The sequence below is a fragment of the Citrobacter sp. Cpo100 genome (genome assembly GCF_030332595.1).
Lineage (GTDB): Bacteria > Pseudomonadota > Gammaproteobacteria > Enterobacterales > Enterobacteriaceae > Citrobacter > Citrobacter portucalensis.
In genome coordinates this window covers 61,844-76,834 of record NZ_JAOWHM010000011.1, presented here as the reverse complement: position 1 = coordinate 76,834, position 14,991 = coordinate 61,844, and the positions used below count along the sequence as shown (strand labels likewise).

Below are 14,991 nucleotides of genomic sequence, written 5' to 3'. Positions count from 1 at the left end.
AAAAGCGCTATTGGAAATGCTACAATCCCGCGCTTACACTTATTCAGTAACGTTTTTCAGGAGACACGATCATGGCCAGCAGAGGCGTAAACAAGGTGATTCTCGTCGGTAATCTGGGCCAGGACCCGGAAGTACGCTATATGCCGAATGGTGGCGCAGTTGCCAACATTACGCTGGCTACTTCCGAATCCTGGCGTGATAAAGCGACCGGTGAAATGAAAGAGCAGACTGAATGGCACCGTGTTGTGCTGTTTGGCAAACTGGCGGAAGTGGCCAGCGAATATCTGCGTAAAGGTTCTCAGGTCTATATCGAAGGTCAGCTGCGTACCCGCAAATGGACCGATCAGTCCGGTGTAGAAAAGTACACCACAGAAGTTGTGGTTAACGTTGGCGGCACCATGCAAATGCTGGGTGGTCGTCAGGGTGGTGGTGCTCCGGCAGGTGGCGGTCAGCAGCAGGGCGGTTGGGGTCAACCTCAGCAGCCGCAGGGTGGCAACCAGTTCAGCGGCGGCGCACAGTCTCGCCCGCAACAGTCAGCGCCGGCAGCGCCGTCTAACGAGCCGCCGATGGATTTCGACGACGATATTCCGTTCTAATCCCACTGCGTTACGCTGAAAATAATGGCTACCTCAAGACTGGGGTAGCCATATGCAATTTTGTTATCAGTTCAACACCATCGGCCAATCTGGCGGTGTGTGGCTCATCACGTCAACCATTACGGTTTCAATGTTCTTCCAGATAGCGGACATATCCACCAGGGTTATGCCGAGCAATCCAGTCGCAAACCAGCAGGCAAAAACCAGCCCTAAACCGCTGCTAATGACGGCCAGGCCAATATAATCTGATTTACGAAAACGGATATTGAGCGTACTGGCTAAAAACATCAGCACCGCGCTGAGTAGTTGCCACCGCAGAAGAACCACGCCAGTTGTTATTGTCGCCATGAAAAACGTCCTCAGAAAGTCTGGATGCCCAGGACAGCGCGGGGGTGTTCACCGAGGGTGTGATACTCTGGCTATCGACGGGCAATAACATGAATGAAACATTGTTTCTGTTACATGATTTTTGTGAACTATATCACATCTGGTCGTTTGTTCACCAGTATTGGCCGTTATTTTTGTAGGCTTATAACCACTCCAAGTGTGTGGTTTTGTTTAATGAAGAGTTGATAATAAATAACCATGTTTTAAACATGTATTTAGTCTACTTGTTATATTTATCCTAAATTAAACGTTAAAAAAAATTAATGAATTTCTTAAATGCAGCCAGGATAATGCTCATAAAAAATTACTCCGTGGGGATAATAACGTTATGAAATAAGCATAACTTTAAGTTTGCCTTACGGAAAAATAATATCATCATCAACTATTATCAGACTTTTACATAGAGAAGTCTGTTGCTAATACTGATAGATTCATGCAACTTAATCAGTCGGTGTTTATAGCATCCTGCCTTGATGGGTTCTGGCATATACGAAACAGGGAAATAGGGCTGACATGAATCACAGTGTGCGACGCAAGATGCTGAAGTTCCTGGGAACATTCATGGTGGTATTGTTCCCCGTGGTGCTGGCGATATGGTTTGCGCACATCCGGGCGATGACCGAAACCCATAGCCAACTCCGCTCTTTTGCTCAACTGGTGTTAAATAAAACAGAATTGGTGATCCTACAAGCTGATTTGGCGCGTGATATGGCCCAGTTGTATCAGGGTAAGATGTGTACCCCGGCACATCAGAAAAGTATGCTAAATATTATTCGCGGTCGTTTATATATCAGTGAGCTAATTTATGCGCAGGGCGATCATTTTTTGTGCTCTACGTCTATGGCGCCGCCTGTTACTTATATTATGCCGACACCTGACTATAAACGTACGCCGGATATCGCCATCTATTACTACCGCGATACCCCTTTTTTCGCTGGCTACAGAATGACGTACATGCAACGCGGGAACTACGTCGCAGTCATCAATCCATTGTCCTACAGCGAAGTCATGTCAGATGATCCGGATCTCTCCTGGGGCGTGTATGACACAGTAACAGATACGTTTTTCTCTGCCAGCGAAGCGGCAAATATTGCGCAATTCGCGCCGCTCATACGCGGTGAAGCCTCGACCTTTCAACAAGACGATCGCTTCTACACCATCGTGCATTCAGAAAAACGTCCAATTGCGATTATTGTGTCGACCTCAGACAACCGCGTAAGTCAGATTTTCTATCACGAGGCGGCATTAACCATTCCCTTCGGGATTATCTGCAGCATCCTGATACTGCTAATGTGGTGGCGCACGCGCCAGGAATACTTATCTCCCCGGCGCTTATTAAAACGCGCGATCAAAAAACGTCAGCTTTGCCTGCATTACCAGCCGATCATTGATATTAAGAATGGGCAATGTGTTGGTGCTGAAGCTCTGCTGCGCTGGCCGGGCTGTAAAGGTGAGGTGATGAGCCCGACGGAGTTTATTCCACTGGCTGAAAAAGAGGGAATGATTGAGCGGATCACGGATTATGTCGTTGAAGAGGTGTTCAACGATTTGGGGTATTTTCTTTCGGCGCATCCTCAGCTTTCTATCTCGATTAACCTTTCCGCTTCTGACTTTCATTCATCCCGATTGATTGCTCTGATTAACGACAAAAATCGTGAGTACTCCGTGGCGGCCCAGCAAATTAAAGTCGAAGTGACCGAGCGTGGGTTCATAGATGTACATAAAATGACCCCCGTAATCCAAGCGTTCCGCAAAGCGGGTTATGAAGTGGCATTTGATGATTTTGGCACGGGATATTCCAATCTGCATAATTTGTCAGCGCTGAATGTCGATATCCTGAAGATCGACAAATCGTTTATTAGCACGTTGTCCACTAACAGCACCAGTCACTTGATTGCCGAACATATTATTGAGATGGCACAAAGCTTACACCTGAAGACGATTGCGGAAGGGGTGGAAACGAAGGAGCAAATCGAATGGCTGCTTGAACGCGGCGTACAGTATTGTCAGGGCTGGTATTTTGCGAAGGCGCTGCCGCCGCAGGAGTTCATGCACTGGATACAACGGTCGCCCGCCATACTGACGCAGAGCGGGCAATAATCTTACAGACGATGGCGGTAGTCGCTGGGAGTACGATCAAATTCGCGGCGAAACACACGCGAGAAGGTTTGTTGCGACACATAACCAAGATCCATCGCGATATCAAAAATAGGTCGCTCAGTTGTCCGTAGTTCAACGGCGGCCAGCAAAAGTCGACGCTGGCGGATGTAGTCACCCAAGGTCTGGCGCGTCACCGTGCGGAACATTCTTTGTAAATACCACTTCGAGTAACCTGATTTTTTCGCCACCGCCTCAATGTTCAGCGGTTGATCGATATGTTCATCAATCCATTCAATAAGGGTCTGAATAATCTGCTGATGGGACATAGGGCTGCCTCTTTCTCAGTATTCGATTCGTCGTTTTGTCTGTGGGCGAGTATAATTCCTCAAGTTAACTTGAGGTAAAGCGATTTATGGAAAAGAAATTACCCCGGATAAAAGCGCTGCTCACACCAGGTGAAGTCGCCAAACGTAGCGGCGTGGCGGTATCGACCCTGCATTTCTATGAAAGCAAAGGGTTAATCAGTAGCATGCGCAACAGCGGCAATCAGCGGCGATACAAACGTGATGTGTTGCGTTACGTCGCGATAATCAAGATTGCTCAACGCATCGGGATCCCGCTGGCCACGATCGGTGACGCGTTAGGTGTATTACCTGAGGGGCATTCGCTTAGTGCCAAAGAGTGGAAGCAGCTCTCTTCGCAATGGCGTGAAGAACTGGACCGACGCATCCATACTTTGGTGGCGCTACGCGATGAGCTGGATGGGTGTATTGGTTGCGGATGCTTGTCACGTAGCGATTGCCCGTTGCGTAACCCTGGCGATCAGCTTGGCGAGCAGGGGACCGGAGCGCGCCTGCTGGAAGATGATTAATTGGTTTAAAATATGTGACGGGTATGAAGGATATAAAACTAAAGCGCCACAGAGGGCGCTTTAGTTTGGTTCCGGTCTTTGTCTTTCACTCTATCCCGCTGGTTCACGGGAGGGTTTCCCCCGACATCAACACCCCTCAGTCGAGCACATTAGGGGAGGTTCCGGCCTGTGTTGATAATGTAAGTGTAAGCCACCTCCCTCCATTTGCCAGTGAAATGGTGATTTTTTAGCCAAAAAATTTTACGCATCTTCACCTGTTTTCTTGCGCGAGTTGCGCGAAATAAACACGCCGATGATGTAATAACTCCGCGAAATTTGTTGCCAAATTGCGCATTGACGATAACGTTTGCGCATCGACTGGTTATTTCTTGCGCGTTATAAGAAGAAATGAGTAAAAAGCGGCAAAGTTCAGTTGAAAACCAGCGTATGATCGCTAGATAATCGTTTGCTTTTTTTTACCACCCGTTTTTTATGCGCGGAGCTAAACGTTTGCTTTTTTGCGACACCCCTATTGACGCAAACCTGGCACATGGAGAAAACGTTTAGCAGGCAGTGGATTGTCCAGCACGCATAATGACGAAAAAATAAACTCTCAGGGGATGTTTTCTATGTCTACGCCTTCAGCGCGTACCGGCGGTTCACTCGACGCCTGGTTTAAAATTTCGCTCCGCGGCAGTACCGTTCGTCAGGAAGTCGTTGCCGGATTAACGACCTTCCTGGCCATGGTCTACTCCGTTATCGTGGTTCCGGGGATGCTGGGTAAAGCCGGGTTCCCACCTGCTGCTGTATTTGTGGCGACCTGTCTGGTCGCGGGCGTCGGTTCTATTGTGATGGGCCTGTGGGCAAACCTGCCGCTGGCAATTGGTTGCGCCATTTCTCTGACCGCATTTACCGCATTCAGCCTGGTGCTGGGCCAACATATTAGCGTGCCCGTTGCGCTGGGTGCGGTGTTCCTGATGGGTGTCCTGTTTACCATCATTTCCGCGACCGGTATCCGTAGCTGGATCCTGCGCAATCTGCCGCAGGGCGTTGCGCATGGTACGGGGATTGGTATCGGCCTGTTCCTGCTGCTGATTGCGGCAAACGGTGTCGGTCTGGTAATTAAGAACCCGCTGGACGGCCTGCCGGTTGCGCTGGGTGACTTCGATACCTTCCCGGTCATTATGTCGTTAATTGGTCTGGCGGTGATTATTGGCCTCGAAAAACTGAAAGTACCGGGTGGCATTCTGCTGACCATTATCGGTATTTCAGTGGTTGGTCTGATTTTCGACCCGGCAGTGCATTTCTCCGGCATTTTTGCCATGCCGTCTCTGAGTGATGAAAACGGCAACTCGCTGATCGGCAGCCTGGATATCATGGGGGCACTGAACCCGATTGTCCTGCCGAGCGTGCTGGCGCTGGTCATGACCGCTGTCTTCGATGCAACCGGAACCATCCGCGCGGTAGCCGGACAGGCGAATCTGCTGGATAAAGACGGACAGATTATCGACGGTGGCAAGGCGCTGACCACTGACTCCCTGAGCAGTGTGTTCTCTGGTCTGGTGGGTGCAGCTCCGGCGGCGGTTTACATTGAATCCGCAGCGGGTACGGCGGCAGGCGGTAAAACTGGCCTGACAGCGATCACCGTTGGCGTGTTGTTCCTGCTGATTCTGTTCCTCTCTCCGCTCTCTTATCTTGTACCTGTGTACGCAACGGCACCTGCGCTGATGTATGTGGGTCTGTTGATGCTGAGCAATGTTGCGAAAATCGATTTCGCTGACTTTGTCGACGCAATGGCAGGACTGGTTACGGCCGTATTTATCGTGCTGACCTGTAACATCGTTACCGGCATCATGATTGGCTTTGCTACCCTGGTAATTGGCCGCATCGTTTCTGGTGAATGGCGCAAACTGAACATCGGCACCGTGGTGATCGCCATCGCGCTGGTGGCCTTCTACGCCGGCGGTTGGGCTATCTGATTCTGATTTCCTGACAATCCTAAAAACGGGTGGCTTTGGCCGCCCGTTTTCATTTTCAGAACACACTCGTTGTCTTTTGCGTTACTCTCAATTAGATAGAATTGAGGCACGACGCCTCTCATTAGCAATCATAAGAAACATCGCAAACAGGGAACGCATGGAAATCTTTTTCACCATACTCATCATGACCCTTGTGGTCTCGCTGTCGGGGGTATTTACTCGCGTATTGCCCTTCCAACTTCCTTTACCCCTTATGCAGATCGCCATCGGCGCCTTGCTGGCGTGGCCGACGTTTGGTTTGCATGTGGAATTCGATCCTGAGCTGTTCCTGGTTCTGTTCATCCCACCGCTGCTCTTTGCCGATGGCTGGAAGACGCCAACGCGTGAGTTTCTCGAGCACGGGCGAGAGATTTTCGGCCTGGCACTGGCGCTGGTGCTGGTCACGGTGGTCGGCATTGGATTTATGATTTACTGGCTGGTGCCGGGGATCCCTCTCATCCCAGCCTTTGCGCTGGCTGCTGTGCTATCGCCAACCGATGCCGTCGCACTTTCCGGCATTGTGGGAGAGGGACGTATACCGAAGAAAATCATGGGTATCCTGCAGGGCGAAGCGTTGATGAACGACGCCTCCGGTCTGGTCTCTCTGAAGTTTGCCGTCGCCGTGGCGATGGGCACAATGGTATTCACCGTTGGTGGCGCAACGCTTGAGTTCTTCAAAGTGGCGATTGGCGGCATCCTGGCTGGTTTTGTCGTCAGTTGGCTGTACGGCCGCTCCCTGCGCTTCCTCAGCCGCTGGGGCGGTGACGAGCCGGCAACGCAAATCGTCCTGCTGTTCCTGCTGCCGTTTGCGTCTTACCTGATTGCGGAACATATCGGCGTTTCCGGTATCCTCGCAGCGGTCGCTGCCGGGATGACGATCACCCGTTCCGGGGTGATGCGCCGCGCGCCGCTGGCGATGCGTTTACGTGCTAACAGTACCTGGGCGATGCTGGAGTTTGTGTTTAACGGCATGGTCTTCTTGCTGTTAGGGCTACAGTTACCGGGAATTCTGGAGTCTTCTTTGGCGGCGGCCGAGGCCGATCCGAATGTTGAAATCTGGATGCTGTTTACCGATGTCGTGCTGATTTACGTGGCGCTAATGCTGGTGCGTTTTGGCTGGCTGTGGACCATGAAAAAGTTCAGTCTGCGCTTCCTGAAGAAAAAACCGATGGAGTTTGGATCCTGGACGACGCGTGAAATCATGATCGCCTCTTTTGCCGGTGTACGCGGGGCCATTACCCTCGCCGGTGTGCTCTCCATTCCACTGTTGTTACCGGACGGTAGCGGCTTCCCGGCGCGATATGAGCTGATCTTCCTTGCCGCAGGCGTGATCCTGTTCTCGCTGTTTGTTGGCGTGGTGATGCTGCCGATTCTGCTACAACATCTGGAAGTGGCAGACCACTCGCAGCAGCAGAAAGAGGAACGTATTGCCCGCGCCGCCACGGCAGAAGTGGCGATTGTCGCGATCCAGAAAATGGAGGAGCGACTGGCCGCGGACACCGAAGAGAACATCGATAACCAGTTGCTCACCGAGGTGAGTTCACGCGTGATTGGTAACCTGCGCCGACGCGCCGACGGGCGCAACGATGTGGAAAGCTCGATGCAGGAAGAAAACCTCGAGCGACGTTTCCGCCTGGCAGCGCTGCGTTCAGAACGCGCAGAGCTTTATCACCTGCGCGCCACGCGTGAAATCAGCAATGAAACGCTGCAAAAACTACTGCACGACCTGGATTTGCTGGAAGCGCTGTTGATTGAGAATCAGTAAACGATAGCGCCTGATGCGCTACGCTTATCAGGCCTACAAGACCGGCAACAGCGATGTAGGCCAGATAAGGCGCTAGCCGCATCCGGCGAAGGGTGTGCCAAATGCCGCGCAACTGGCTGCAAGAAATTATTCATCGTGTAATTTGCGAGCGGCTTTCCTGAACGAATCCATCCCTCTTGTCGATTCCCTCTTTTCTCCATACGGTTGAGGAAAGGGGGAAACATGTCCAACTATCGACGAAATTACATCAATGGGGGAACCTGGTTTTTTACGGTAAATCTGCAGGACCGTCGAAGCCATCTTCTGACAGACAACATTCACGCGCTTCGGTGTGCAATCGCTGCGGTCAAAAAGGTTAGGCCTTTTCGCATCAATGCGTGGGGCGTTTTACCCGAGCATATGCATTGTATATGGACGTTACCTGGCAATGATGCGGATTATTCCTCTCGCTGGCGGGAAATTAAGAAGCATTTCACCCACTCATTGTCTTCCCGACATATCTGGCAATCTCGCTTTTGGGAGCACACCATCCGTGATGAACATGATTATCGCCAGCATGTTGATTATATTTACATTAACCCTGTGAAGCACGGCTGGGTAAAACAGGTACAGGACTGGCCTTTTTCAACATTTCATCGTGATGTGAGGCACGGTTTGTACCCGCAAGATTGGGCAGGTGAAATCATGGATTTTAATGCGGGTGAACGTGCCTGATGCGCTATGCTTATCAGGCCTACAACACCGGCATACCGATGTAGGCCGGATAAGGCGTTAGCCGCATCCGGCATTTTACGACGCTTGCGGTAGCCAAAACCCTTCACAGCATTTGAGCCACGCCTGAGCGCTGTGCGACAGATACACGCCTTCGCGCCAAATCATGCCCAACTGCCAGCGTAAGTCACTCTCCAGAGGGATCCAGCGCAACGTTTGCTTATCCAGCCGCTGGCAAATCGGCTCCGGTAAAATGGCAATCCCGACTCCGGCTTGTACCATTGCCGCCAGAAAATCCCACTGCCCGCTGCGCACCGCGATGCGGGGTTTGACGTTGTGTTGGCTAAACAGCTCAAGCAATTGGCGGCTCAACGCGAAATCTTCGTTGTAGATAAGCAGCGGATGTTCCGCCAGCGCCTCGGGGGGAATGGATTCGCACGTTGTCCACTGGCCGGAGCGAGGAACCAACACGCAGAGTGGATGGCTAAAAAGCGGTAAGGTTGCCAGACCGCTCTCTTCTTCAACCGGCAGCGCGGTCATCGCGACATCCAGGTCACCGTTCATTACCGCCTGCTGAACGGTTAAGCCGCCAAATTCAGAGACCTTCAGCTCAACGCCGGGATAGCGCTGGCGAAACAGGCCGATCGGCCCGGCCATCAACATCCCCACCATGGGCGGGATACCGAGGCGCAGCACGCCCTTGTTGAGGTGATTTATGTCACTGAGTTCCGCTTCAAGCTGGCGAAACTCGGCAAGGATCGCCAGGCCGCGTTCGAAAACGACCTGCCCGGTATCGGTTAACAGCAGTCGCCGACCGTCGCGGATTAACAGCGTGCAGTTAAGCTCGTCTTCAAGGTTCTTCAACATCTTGCTGATGGTGGGCTGGGTGACAAAAAGCTTCTCCGCTGCGCGGGTAAAGCTCTGCTGACGAACCACCTCAACAAAATATCGCAGCGTTCTGATATCCATGATTATTCCTTAAGACTATGCCTGCAATGAGTTTAATTCATTTCAGTCCTGGACGGGGGCTCTCTATACTGGCGCTCTCTATTTTTTAAGGACATACCCTCATGGCTGTGGCGATAAGCCGCGTGACGCCTGCCGTTATTCATCGACTCCAGATTCCTGTTCAGGTTCTGTTGTACGCAGGTCTTTTTGTATTTGCTCAATATCTTGTCTCCTGGCTGCATCTGCCGCTTCCTGCCAACCTGGTCGGGATGGTGCTGATGCTGGCGTTAATTGTCTGTCGGGTTATCCCGCTGAACTGGATTCGCGCAGGTGCTCGCTGGTTACTGGCTGAAATGCTGCTGTTTTTTGTCCCGGCGGTGGTCGCCGTTGTGAACTACACGCAGCTGTTGCTGGTTGATGGCTGGCGTATATTTGCCGTGATTGCGATCAGTACGCTGATGGTGCTCGGCGCAACGGCGTGGGTGGTGGATAAAGTGTATCGCTATGAAATGCGCAGGCTAAACCGTGAGTAATTTCCAGTTAAGCGTGTTGTGTCTGGTGATTACGCTGGGTATCTACTTTGCCAATAAGCGCCTGTATCGCCGTTTTCGTAAATTACCCCTAATGCCATTAGTTCTCACCCCGGCCCTGCTGGTGCTGATGCTGGTTTTCGGCCATATCTCCTGGCAAAACTATATTGGTGAATCGCACTGGTTGCTGTGGCTGTTAGGCCCGGCGACCATCGCCTTTGCCGTTCCGGTGTATGACAACCTTGCCGTGATTAAGCGTCACTGGATGTCGCTGACGGCGGGCGTGGTAACGGCAACGCTAGTGGCCGTCACCAGTTCCGTATGGCTGGCGCGCCTGTTTATGTTGCCTGATGAGATCCAACGTAGTCTGGCGGTGCGCTCCGTCACCACACCGTTTGCGCTGGCGGCGGCAGAACCGTTGGGGGGGCAGCCGGACCTGGTGGCATTGTTCGTGGTGGTGACTGGCGTATTTGGTATGGCGGTCGGCGATGTGCTGTTTTTACGGCTTTCTATTCGTGAAGGGATGGCGAAAGGCGCAGGATTTGGTGCAGCATCGCACGGTGCGGGCACGGCACGCTCTTATGAACTCGGTCAGCAGGAGGGTGTCGTTGCCAGCCTGGTGATGATGCTTTCCGGCGTGGTGATGGTGCTGGTGGCACCGCTGGTGGCGAGGCTGATGTTCTGAGGAAAGATATATTCCTCCGGCCCGAAAGCCGGAGGAGAAGGGAAGTTAGTGCGCGCGACCTTGTTCTACGCCGTACCCGGTCTGGGAACGGATGAACTGAGCACGGAACTGCTCGCGTTCGCGGTTGCCTTCTTCTGAGTTGTCGGTGGCAGAGAAGAACCAGATCCCGAGGAATGCTACGCTGATGGAGAACAGCGCCGGATACTCATACGGGAAAATGGCTTTTTCGTGACCCAGGATCTGGACCCAAATCGTTGGACCAAGAATCATCAGCACCACTGCCGTCAGCAGGCCTAACCAGCCACCCAACATTGCGCCACGCGTGGTCAGTTTCGACCAGTACATAGAGAGCAGAATGATGGGGAAGTTACAGCTCGCCGCGATGGCGAACGCCAGGCCGACCATGAAGGCGATGTTCTGGTTTTCGAACAGCACGCCGAGCACGATGGCAATCACGCCCAGCACCAGCACGGTGATTTTCGAAACCCGCAGCTCTTCACGTTCGGTGGCGCCTTTGCGGAACACGTTGGCGTACAGGTCGTGAGACACTGCCGATGCGCCCGCCAGCGTCAGACCGGCAACCACCGCCAGAATGGTGGCAAACGCCACGGCTGAGATGAAGCCGAGGAACAGGTTACCGCCCACCGCATTCGCCAGGTGAACCGCCGCCATGTTATTACCGCCAATCAGCGCACCCGCAGCATCTTTGTACGCCGGATTTGCACCTACCAGCATGATTGCGCCAAAGCCGATGATAAAGGTCAGGATATAGAAATAACCCATAAAACCGGTGGCGTAGAACACGCTCTTACGTGCTTCACGGGCATCGCTAACCGTGAAGAAGCGCATCAGGATGTGCGGCAAGCCCGCCGTACCAAACATCAGGCCGAGACCTAACGACAGTGCGGAGATTGGGTCTTTTACCAACCCGCCCGGGCTCATAATGGCTGAACCTTTCGGGTGTACCGCCATCGCTTCGGTGAACAGATTATTGAAGCTAAAGCCGACGTGCTTCATCACCATAAAGGCCATAAAGCTGGCACCGAACAGCAACAGTACGGCTTTGATGATCTGTACCCAGGTGGTCGCCAACATGCCGCCAAACAAAACGTACATCATCATCAGCACGCCAACCAGTACGACAGCGATGTGATAGTTCAGACCAAACAGCAGCTCAATCAGCTTACCTGCACCAACCATCTGCGCGATCAGATACAGCGCAACCACCACCAGGGAACCACAGGCGGACAGAATACGGATTGGCCCTTGCTTCAGACGATAAGACGCAACGTCTGCAAAGGTGTAACGACCCAGGTTACGCAAACGCTCAGCAATCAGGAACAGAATAATTGGCCAGCCGACCAGGAAGCCGAGTGAATAGATCAGCCCGTCATAACCGGAGGTAAAGACCAGCGCGGAAATCCCGAGGAACGATGCCGCCGACATATAGTCGCCTGCAATCGCCAGCCCGTTCTGGAAACCGGTGATGTTACCGCCGGCGGTGTAGTAGTCATTACGCGAACGTACGCGCTTAGATGCCCAGTAGGTAATGCCGAGCGTAAAGATGACGAAAATCAGGAACATGATAATCGCCTGCCAGTTGGTTGGCTGGCGTTGGACTGCACCGCTAATAGCATCCGCCGCGTTTGCGGCGAAGGGCAGCGTGGCGGCAAGCGCCGTCAGGACTCTCTTCATGATGCTTTAACCTCGTGCAGAACCGCATTGTTCAGGCGATCGAATTCACCGTTTGCCCGCCAGATGTAGATCCCGGTCAGGATGAAGGAGATGAGGATCACTCCGACTCCAATCGGAATACCGCGGGTGACGCTGGTTCCAGCGTGTAGCGGAGTACCCAGCCAGCCCGGCGCAAAGGCAATCAATAAAATAAAGCTGATATAAACTGCCAGCATGATGATGGACAGAATGGTGGCAAACCGTTGCCGTTTTTCTACTAACTCCCTGAAACGCGCACTGTCTTCTATCCGCTGATAAATTTGGTCATTCATCACAGAGCTCTCCAGAGGTCCCCCTGCGTCTTTCGTGCTACAGGTTCGTTGGCCGCACTCGCCCACCCCAGTCACATAGTGAACTATGCTCCTGGGGATGTGCTCGCTTGCCGCCTTCCTGTAACACGAAATCCTTTGGGGGAGGTTTTTTATATTTCCCTCCCGGTGAAGAGAGGGTAGGGTCAGATTTGTAGGCCGGATAAGATGCTTTCGCGTCGCCATCCGGCATTTTCAGGACTTTGTTATGATGGCATCGCGATGGCCTGCTTCTCTTCGAGCAGTTTCTCCACGACGCCAGGATCGGCGAGGGTCGAGGTATCGCCCAGATTGCTGGTATCGCCCGCCGCGATTTTGCGCAGGATGCGGCGCATGATTTTGCCGGAGCGGGTTTTCGGCAGTGAGTCGGTCCAGTGCAGCACGTCTGGCGTTGCCAGCGGGCCAATTTCTTTACGCACCCAGTTGCGAACTTCGGCGTACAACTCAGGTGACGGCTCTTCACCGTGATTCAGCGTGACGTAGGCGTAGATCGCCTGGCCTTTAATATTATGCGGAATTCCCACCACCGCGGCTTCGGCAATCTTCGGATGCGACACCAGCGCTGATTCGATTTCAGCCGTTCCCAGACGGTGGCCAGAGACGTTCAGCACATCGTCCACACGTCCGGTGATCCAGTAATAGCCATCTTCGTCACGGCGCGCGCCGTCGCCGCTGAAGTACATATTCTTGAAGGTAGAGAAGTAGGTTTGCTCAAAGCGTTCGTGATCGCCAAACAGCGTTCTCGCCTGGCCTGGCCATGAGTCGGTAATCACCAGGTTACCTTCCGTCGCGCCTTCCAGTGGATTACCTTCGTTATCGACAATCGCAGGCTGTACGCCAAAGAATGGACGGGTTGCAGAACCAGCTTTCAGCTCGGTAGCGCCCGGCAGTGGGGTGATCATGAATCCCCCGGTTTCGGTCTGCCACCAGGTATCGACGACCGGGCATTTTTCGTTGCCGATCTTCTTCCAGTACCACTCCCACGCTTCCGGGTTGATCGGCTCGCCAACGGAACCCAGGATACGCAGCGACGAACGGTCAGTACCTTCAATCGCTTTGTCGCCTTCTGCCATCAGTGCGCGAATGGCGGTCGGTGCGGTATACAGAATATTGACCTGGTGCTTGTCCACAACCTGCGACATACGCGCAGGCGTTGGCCAGTTTGGTACGCCTTCGAACATCAGCGTGGTTGCGCCGCAGGCCAGCGGACCGTACAGCAGGTAGCTGTGTCCGGTTACCCAACCCACGTCAGCGGTGCACCAATAGATATCGCCTTGATGGTAATCAAACACGTACTTAAAGGTGGTTGCAGCGTAGACCAGATACCCGCCGGTAGTGTGCAGCACGCCTTTCGGCTTGCCGGTTGAACCGGAGGTATACAGGATAAACAGCGGATCTTCCGCGTTCATCTCTTCCGGTTGGTGTTCTGAGCTGGCTTTCTCGATAAGATCGGACCACCACAGGTCACGGCCTTCCTGCCACTCCGTTTTACCACCGGTACGTTTGAGGACGACCACATGTTCAACGGTTTTCACGTTCGGGTTTTTCAGCGCATCATCGACGTTCTTTTTCAACGGGATAGCGCGCCCGGCGCGTACGCCTTCATCGGCGGTGATCACCAGGCGTGAATTAGAGTCGATGATACGTCCGGCGACGGCTTCCGGTGAGAAACCACCGAAGATGACAGAATGCACGGCCCCTATGCGGGCACAGGCCAGCATGGCAACCGCAGCCTCTGGCACCATCGGCATATAAATGGCCACCACGTCACCTTTTTTAATGCCTAAATCCAGTAGCGTATTGGCGAAACGGCAGACATCGCGATGCAACTCGCGATAGGTAATGTTTTTGCTTTGGGTAGCGTCATCGCCTTCCCAGATAATGGCGGTACGATCGCCGTTTACCTGCAGATGGCGGTCAAGGCAGTTTGCGGCCAGGTTCAGGGTGCCGTCTTCGTACCATTTAATAGACACGTTGCCTGGTGCGAAGGAGGTGTTCTTCACCTGGCTGTACGGCTTGATCCAATCAAGAATCTTTCCCTGCTCGCCCCAAAATGTGTCGGGTTCGTTAACGGATTGCTGGTATTTCTCTGCGTACTGCTCCGGATTTATCAGGCAACGATCCGCAATGTTTGCGGGAATAGCGTGTTTATGTATTTGGCTCATGGCTTTTGTTCTCCTTGTAGGATGTTAATAATATGTCTCATAAACGTTAAATGTAGGGGCTTTGAGAGTTTTGTTTAGTATTTGCGCGGCAGATCACGCAATAAACGAATTGTGCAAATTAGCGACAAACTGAATTTTGAAGGGAACTAGCAAAAATTGATTAAATCTCGCGATAACATGCAGTTATCTAAAGG

General features: G+C 52.8%; 14 protein-coding genes. 8 read left to right on the top strand and 6 right to left on the bottom strand.

The genetic code is table 11. The annotated features are described in order from the left end of the window. Positions 1-71: 71 nt before the first annotated feature. Complete coding sequence (gene ssb1, locus OGX96_RS00410; protein ID WP_003826621.1) at positions 72-596, top strand: single-stranded DNA-binding protein SSB1; 525 nt, start codon at positions 72-74, stop codon at positions 594-596. A 66-nt stretch (positions 597-662) separates the two neighbouring features. Here the strand turns inward: ssb1 and OGX96_RS00405 are convergent, their stop codons facing one another. Then, positions 663-944 (bottom strand): YjcB family protein, encoded by a 282-nt coding sequence (locus tag OGX96_RS00405; RefSeq protein ID WP_003826625.1) that lies wholly within the window; start codon positions 942-944, stop codon positions 663-665. Between the two features lie 552 nt (positions 945-1,496). Between OGX96_RS00405 and pdeC the strand changes: the two genes are divergently transcribed. Further along, entirely contained in the window at positions 1,497-3,083 is a 1,587-nt protein-coding gene (gene pdeC / locus OGX96_RS00400) for a cyclic di-3',5'-guanosine monophosphate phosphodiesterase PdeC (protein ID WP_252431278.1), read from the top strand. Between the two features lie 2 nt (positions 3,084-3,085). On the opposite strand, the gene soxS is transcribed toward pdeC, so the two are convergent. Next, positions 3,086-3,409 (bottom strand): superoxide response transcriptional regulator SoxS, encoded by a 324-nt coding sequence (gene soxS, locus OGX96_RS00395; RefSeq protein WP_003031731.1) that lies wholly within the window; start codon positions 3,407-3,409, stop codon positions 3,086-3,088. An 86-nt stretch (positions 3,410-3,495) separates the two neighbouring features. Between soxS and soxR the strand changes: the two genes are divergently transcribed. From soxR to OGX96_RS00375, 4 genes are all read left to right on the top strand, one after another. Next, on the top strand, positions 3,496-3,954 hold the full coding sequence (gene soxR, locus OGX96_RS00390; protein ID WP_003826630.1) for a redox-sensitive transcriptional activator SoxR: 459 nt from the start codon (positions 3,496-3,498) through the stop codon (positions 3,952-3,954). 608 nt (positions 3,955-4,562) lie between these two features. After that, positions 4,563-5,912 carry a guanine/hypoxanthine transporter GhxP gene (gene ghxP / locus OGX96_RS00385; RefSeq protein WP_003826632.1) on the top strand — a complete coding sequence of 450 codons (1,350 nt, stop codon included), beginning with the start codon at positions 4,563-4,565 and terminating at the stop codon, positions 5,910-5,912. 157 nt (positions 5,913-6,069) lie between these two features. Beyond that, positions 6,070-7,716: a Na+/H+ antiporter gene (locus OGX96_RS00380; RefSeq protein WP_003826634.1), complete on the top strand. Its 1,647-nt coding sequence runs from the start codon at positions 6,070-6,072 to the stop codon at positions 7,714-7,716. A gap of 222 nt (positions 7,717-7,938) precedes the next feature. Then, positions 7,939-8,430, top strand: a complete 492-nt coding sequence (locus tag OGX96_RS00375) for an REP-associated tyrosine transposase (protein WP_234691936.1) — start codon at positions 7,939-7,941, stop codon at positions 8,428-8,430. A gap of 75 nt (positions 8,431-8,505) precedes the next feature. Here OGX96_RS00375 and OGX96_RS00370 read toward each other — a convergent pair whose 3' ends face one another. Next, the gene (locus OGX96_RS00370; protein WP_003826636.1) at positions 8,506-9,396 is read right to left on the bottom strand and encodes a LysR family transcriptional regulator; all 891 of its coding nucleotides are present in this window, start codon (positions 9,394-9,396) and stop codon (positions 8,506-8,508) included. 101 nt (positions 9,397-9,497) lie between these two features. On the opposite strand from OGX96_RS00370, the gene OGX96_RS00365 reads away from it, so the two are divergent. Then, positions 9,498-9,908, top strand: coding sequence for a CidA/LrgA family protein (locus OGX96_RS00365; protein WP_003826638.1), 411 nt, complete (start codon positions 9,498-9,500; stop codon positions 9,906-9,908). Beyond that, a complete protein-coding gene (locus OGX96_RS00360; RefSeq protein WP_003031745.1) occupies positions 9,901-10,590 on the top strand; it encodes an LrgB family protein in 690 nt (229 codons plus the stop codon). Before OGX96_RS00365 ends, OGX96_RS00360 begins: the two co-directional genes overlap by 8 nt. A gap of 45 nt (positions 10,591-10,635) precedes the next feature. On the opposite strand, the gene actP is transcribed toward OGX96_RS00360, so the two are convergent. The 3 genes from actP to acs all read right to left on the bottom strand — a co-directional run bounded on the left by actP (position 10,636) and on the right by acs (position 14,797). Next, entirely contained in the window at positions 10,636-12,285 is a 1,650-nt protein-coding gene (actP, locus tag OGX96_RS00355; RefSeq protein ID WP_008786931.1) for a cation/acetate symporter ActP, read from the bottom strand. Then, positions 12,282-12,596: a DUF485 domain-containing protein gene (locus OGX96_RS00350; RefSeq protein WP_003031750.1), complete on the bottom strand. Its 315-nt coding sequence runs from the start codon at positions 12,594-12,596 to the stop codon at positions 12,282-12,284. The genes actP and OGX96_RS00350 overlap by 4 nt, the downstream gene beginning before the upstream one ends. A 242-nt stretch (positions 12,597-12,838) precedes the next feature. Further along, on the bottom strand, positions 12,839-14,797 hold the full coding sequence (acs, locus tag OGX96_RS00345; protein ID WP_057068915.1) for an acetate--CoA ligase: 1,959 nt from the start codon (positions 14,795-14,797) through the stop codon (positions 12,839-12,841). Between the last annotated feature and the right edge of the window lie 194 nt (positions 14,798-14,991).

Excerpts from the sequence above, each read along its gene's own strand:
- OGX96_RS00370 (WP_003826636.1), bottom strand. The coding sequence starts at position 9,396 with ATGGATATCAGAACGCTGCGATATTTTGTTGAGGTGGTTCGTCAGCAG.
- soxR (WP_003826630.1), top strand. The coding sequence starts at position 3,496 with ATGGAAAAGAAATTACCCCGGATAAAAGCGCTGCTCACACCAGGTGAA.
- soxS (WP_003031731.1), bottom strand. The coding sequence starts at position 3,409 with ATGTCCCATCAGCAGATTATTCAGACCCTTATTGAATGGATTGATGAA.
- ghxP (WP_003826632.1), top strand. The coding sequence starts at position 4,563 with ATGTCTACGCCTTCAGCGCGTACCGGCGGTTCACTCGACGCCTGGTTT.
- OGX96_RS00350 (WP_003031750.1), bottom strand. The coding sequence starts at position 12,596 with ATGAATGACCAAATTTATCAGCGGATAGAAGACAGTGCGCGTTTCAGG.
- pdeC (WP_252431278.1), top strand. The coding sequence starts at position 1,497 with ATGAATCACAGTGTGCGACGCAAGATGCTGAAGTTCCTGGGAACATTC.
- OGX96_RS00375 (WP_234691936.1), top strand. The coding sequence starts at position 7,939 with ATGTCCAACTATCGACGAAATTACATCAATGGGGGAACCTGGTTTTTT.
- OGX96_RS00365 (WP_003826638.1), top strand. The coding sequence starts at position 9,498 with ATGGCTGTGGCGATAAGCCGCGTGACGCCTGCCGTTATTCATCGACTC.
- OGX96_RS00405 (WP_003826625.1), bottom strand. The coding sequence starts at position 944 with ATGGCGACAATAACAACTGGCGTGGTTCTTCTGCGGTGGCAACTACTC.
- acs (WP_057068915.1), bottom strand. The coding sequence starts at position 14,797 with ATGAGCCAAATACATAAACACGCTATTCCCGCAAACATTGCGGATCGT.
- actP (WP_008786931.1), bottom strand. The coding sequence starts at position 12,285 with ATGAAGAGAGTCCTGACGGCGCTTGCCGCCACGCTGCCCTTCGCCGCA.
- ssb1 (WP_003826621.1), top strand. The coding sequence starts at position 72 with ATGGCCAGCAGAGGCGTAAACAAGGTGATTCTCGTCGGTAATCTGGGC.
- OGX96_RS00380 (WP_003826634.1), top strand. The coding sequence starts at position 6,070 with ATGGAAATCTTTTTCACCATACTCATCATGACCCTTGTGGTCTCGCTG.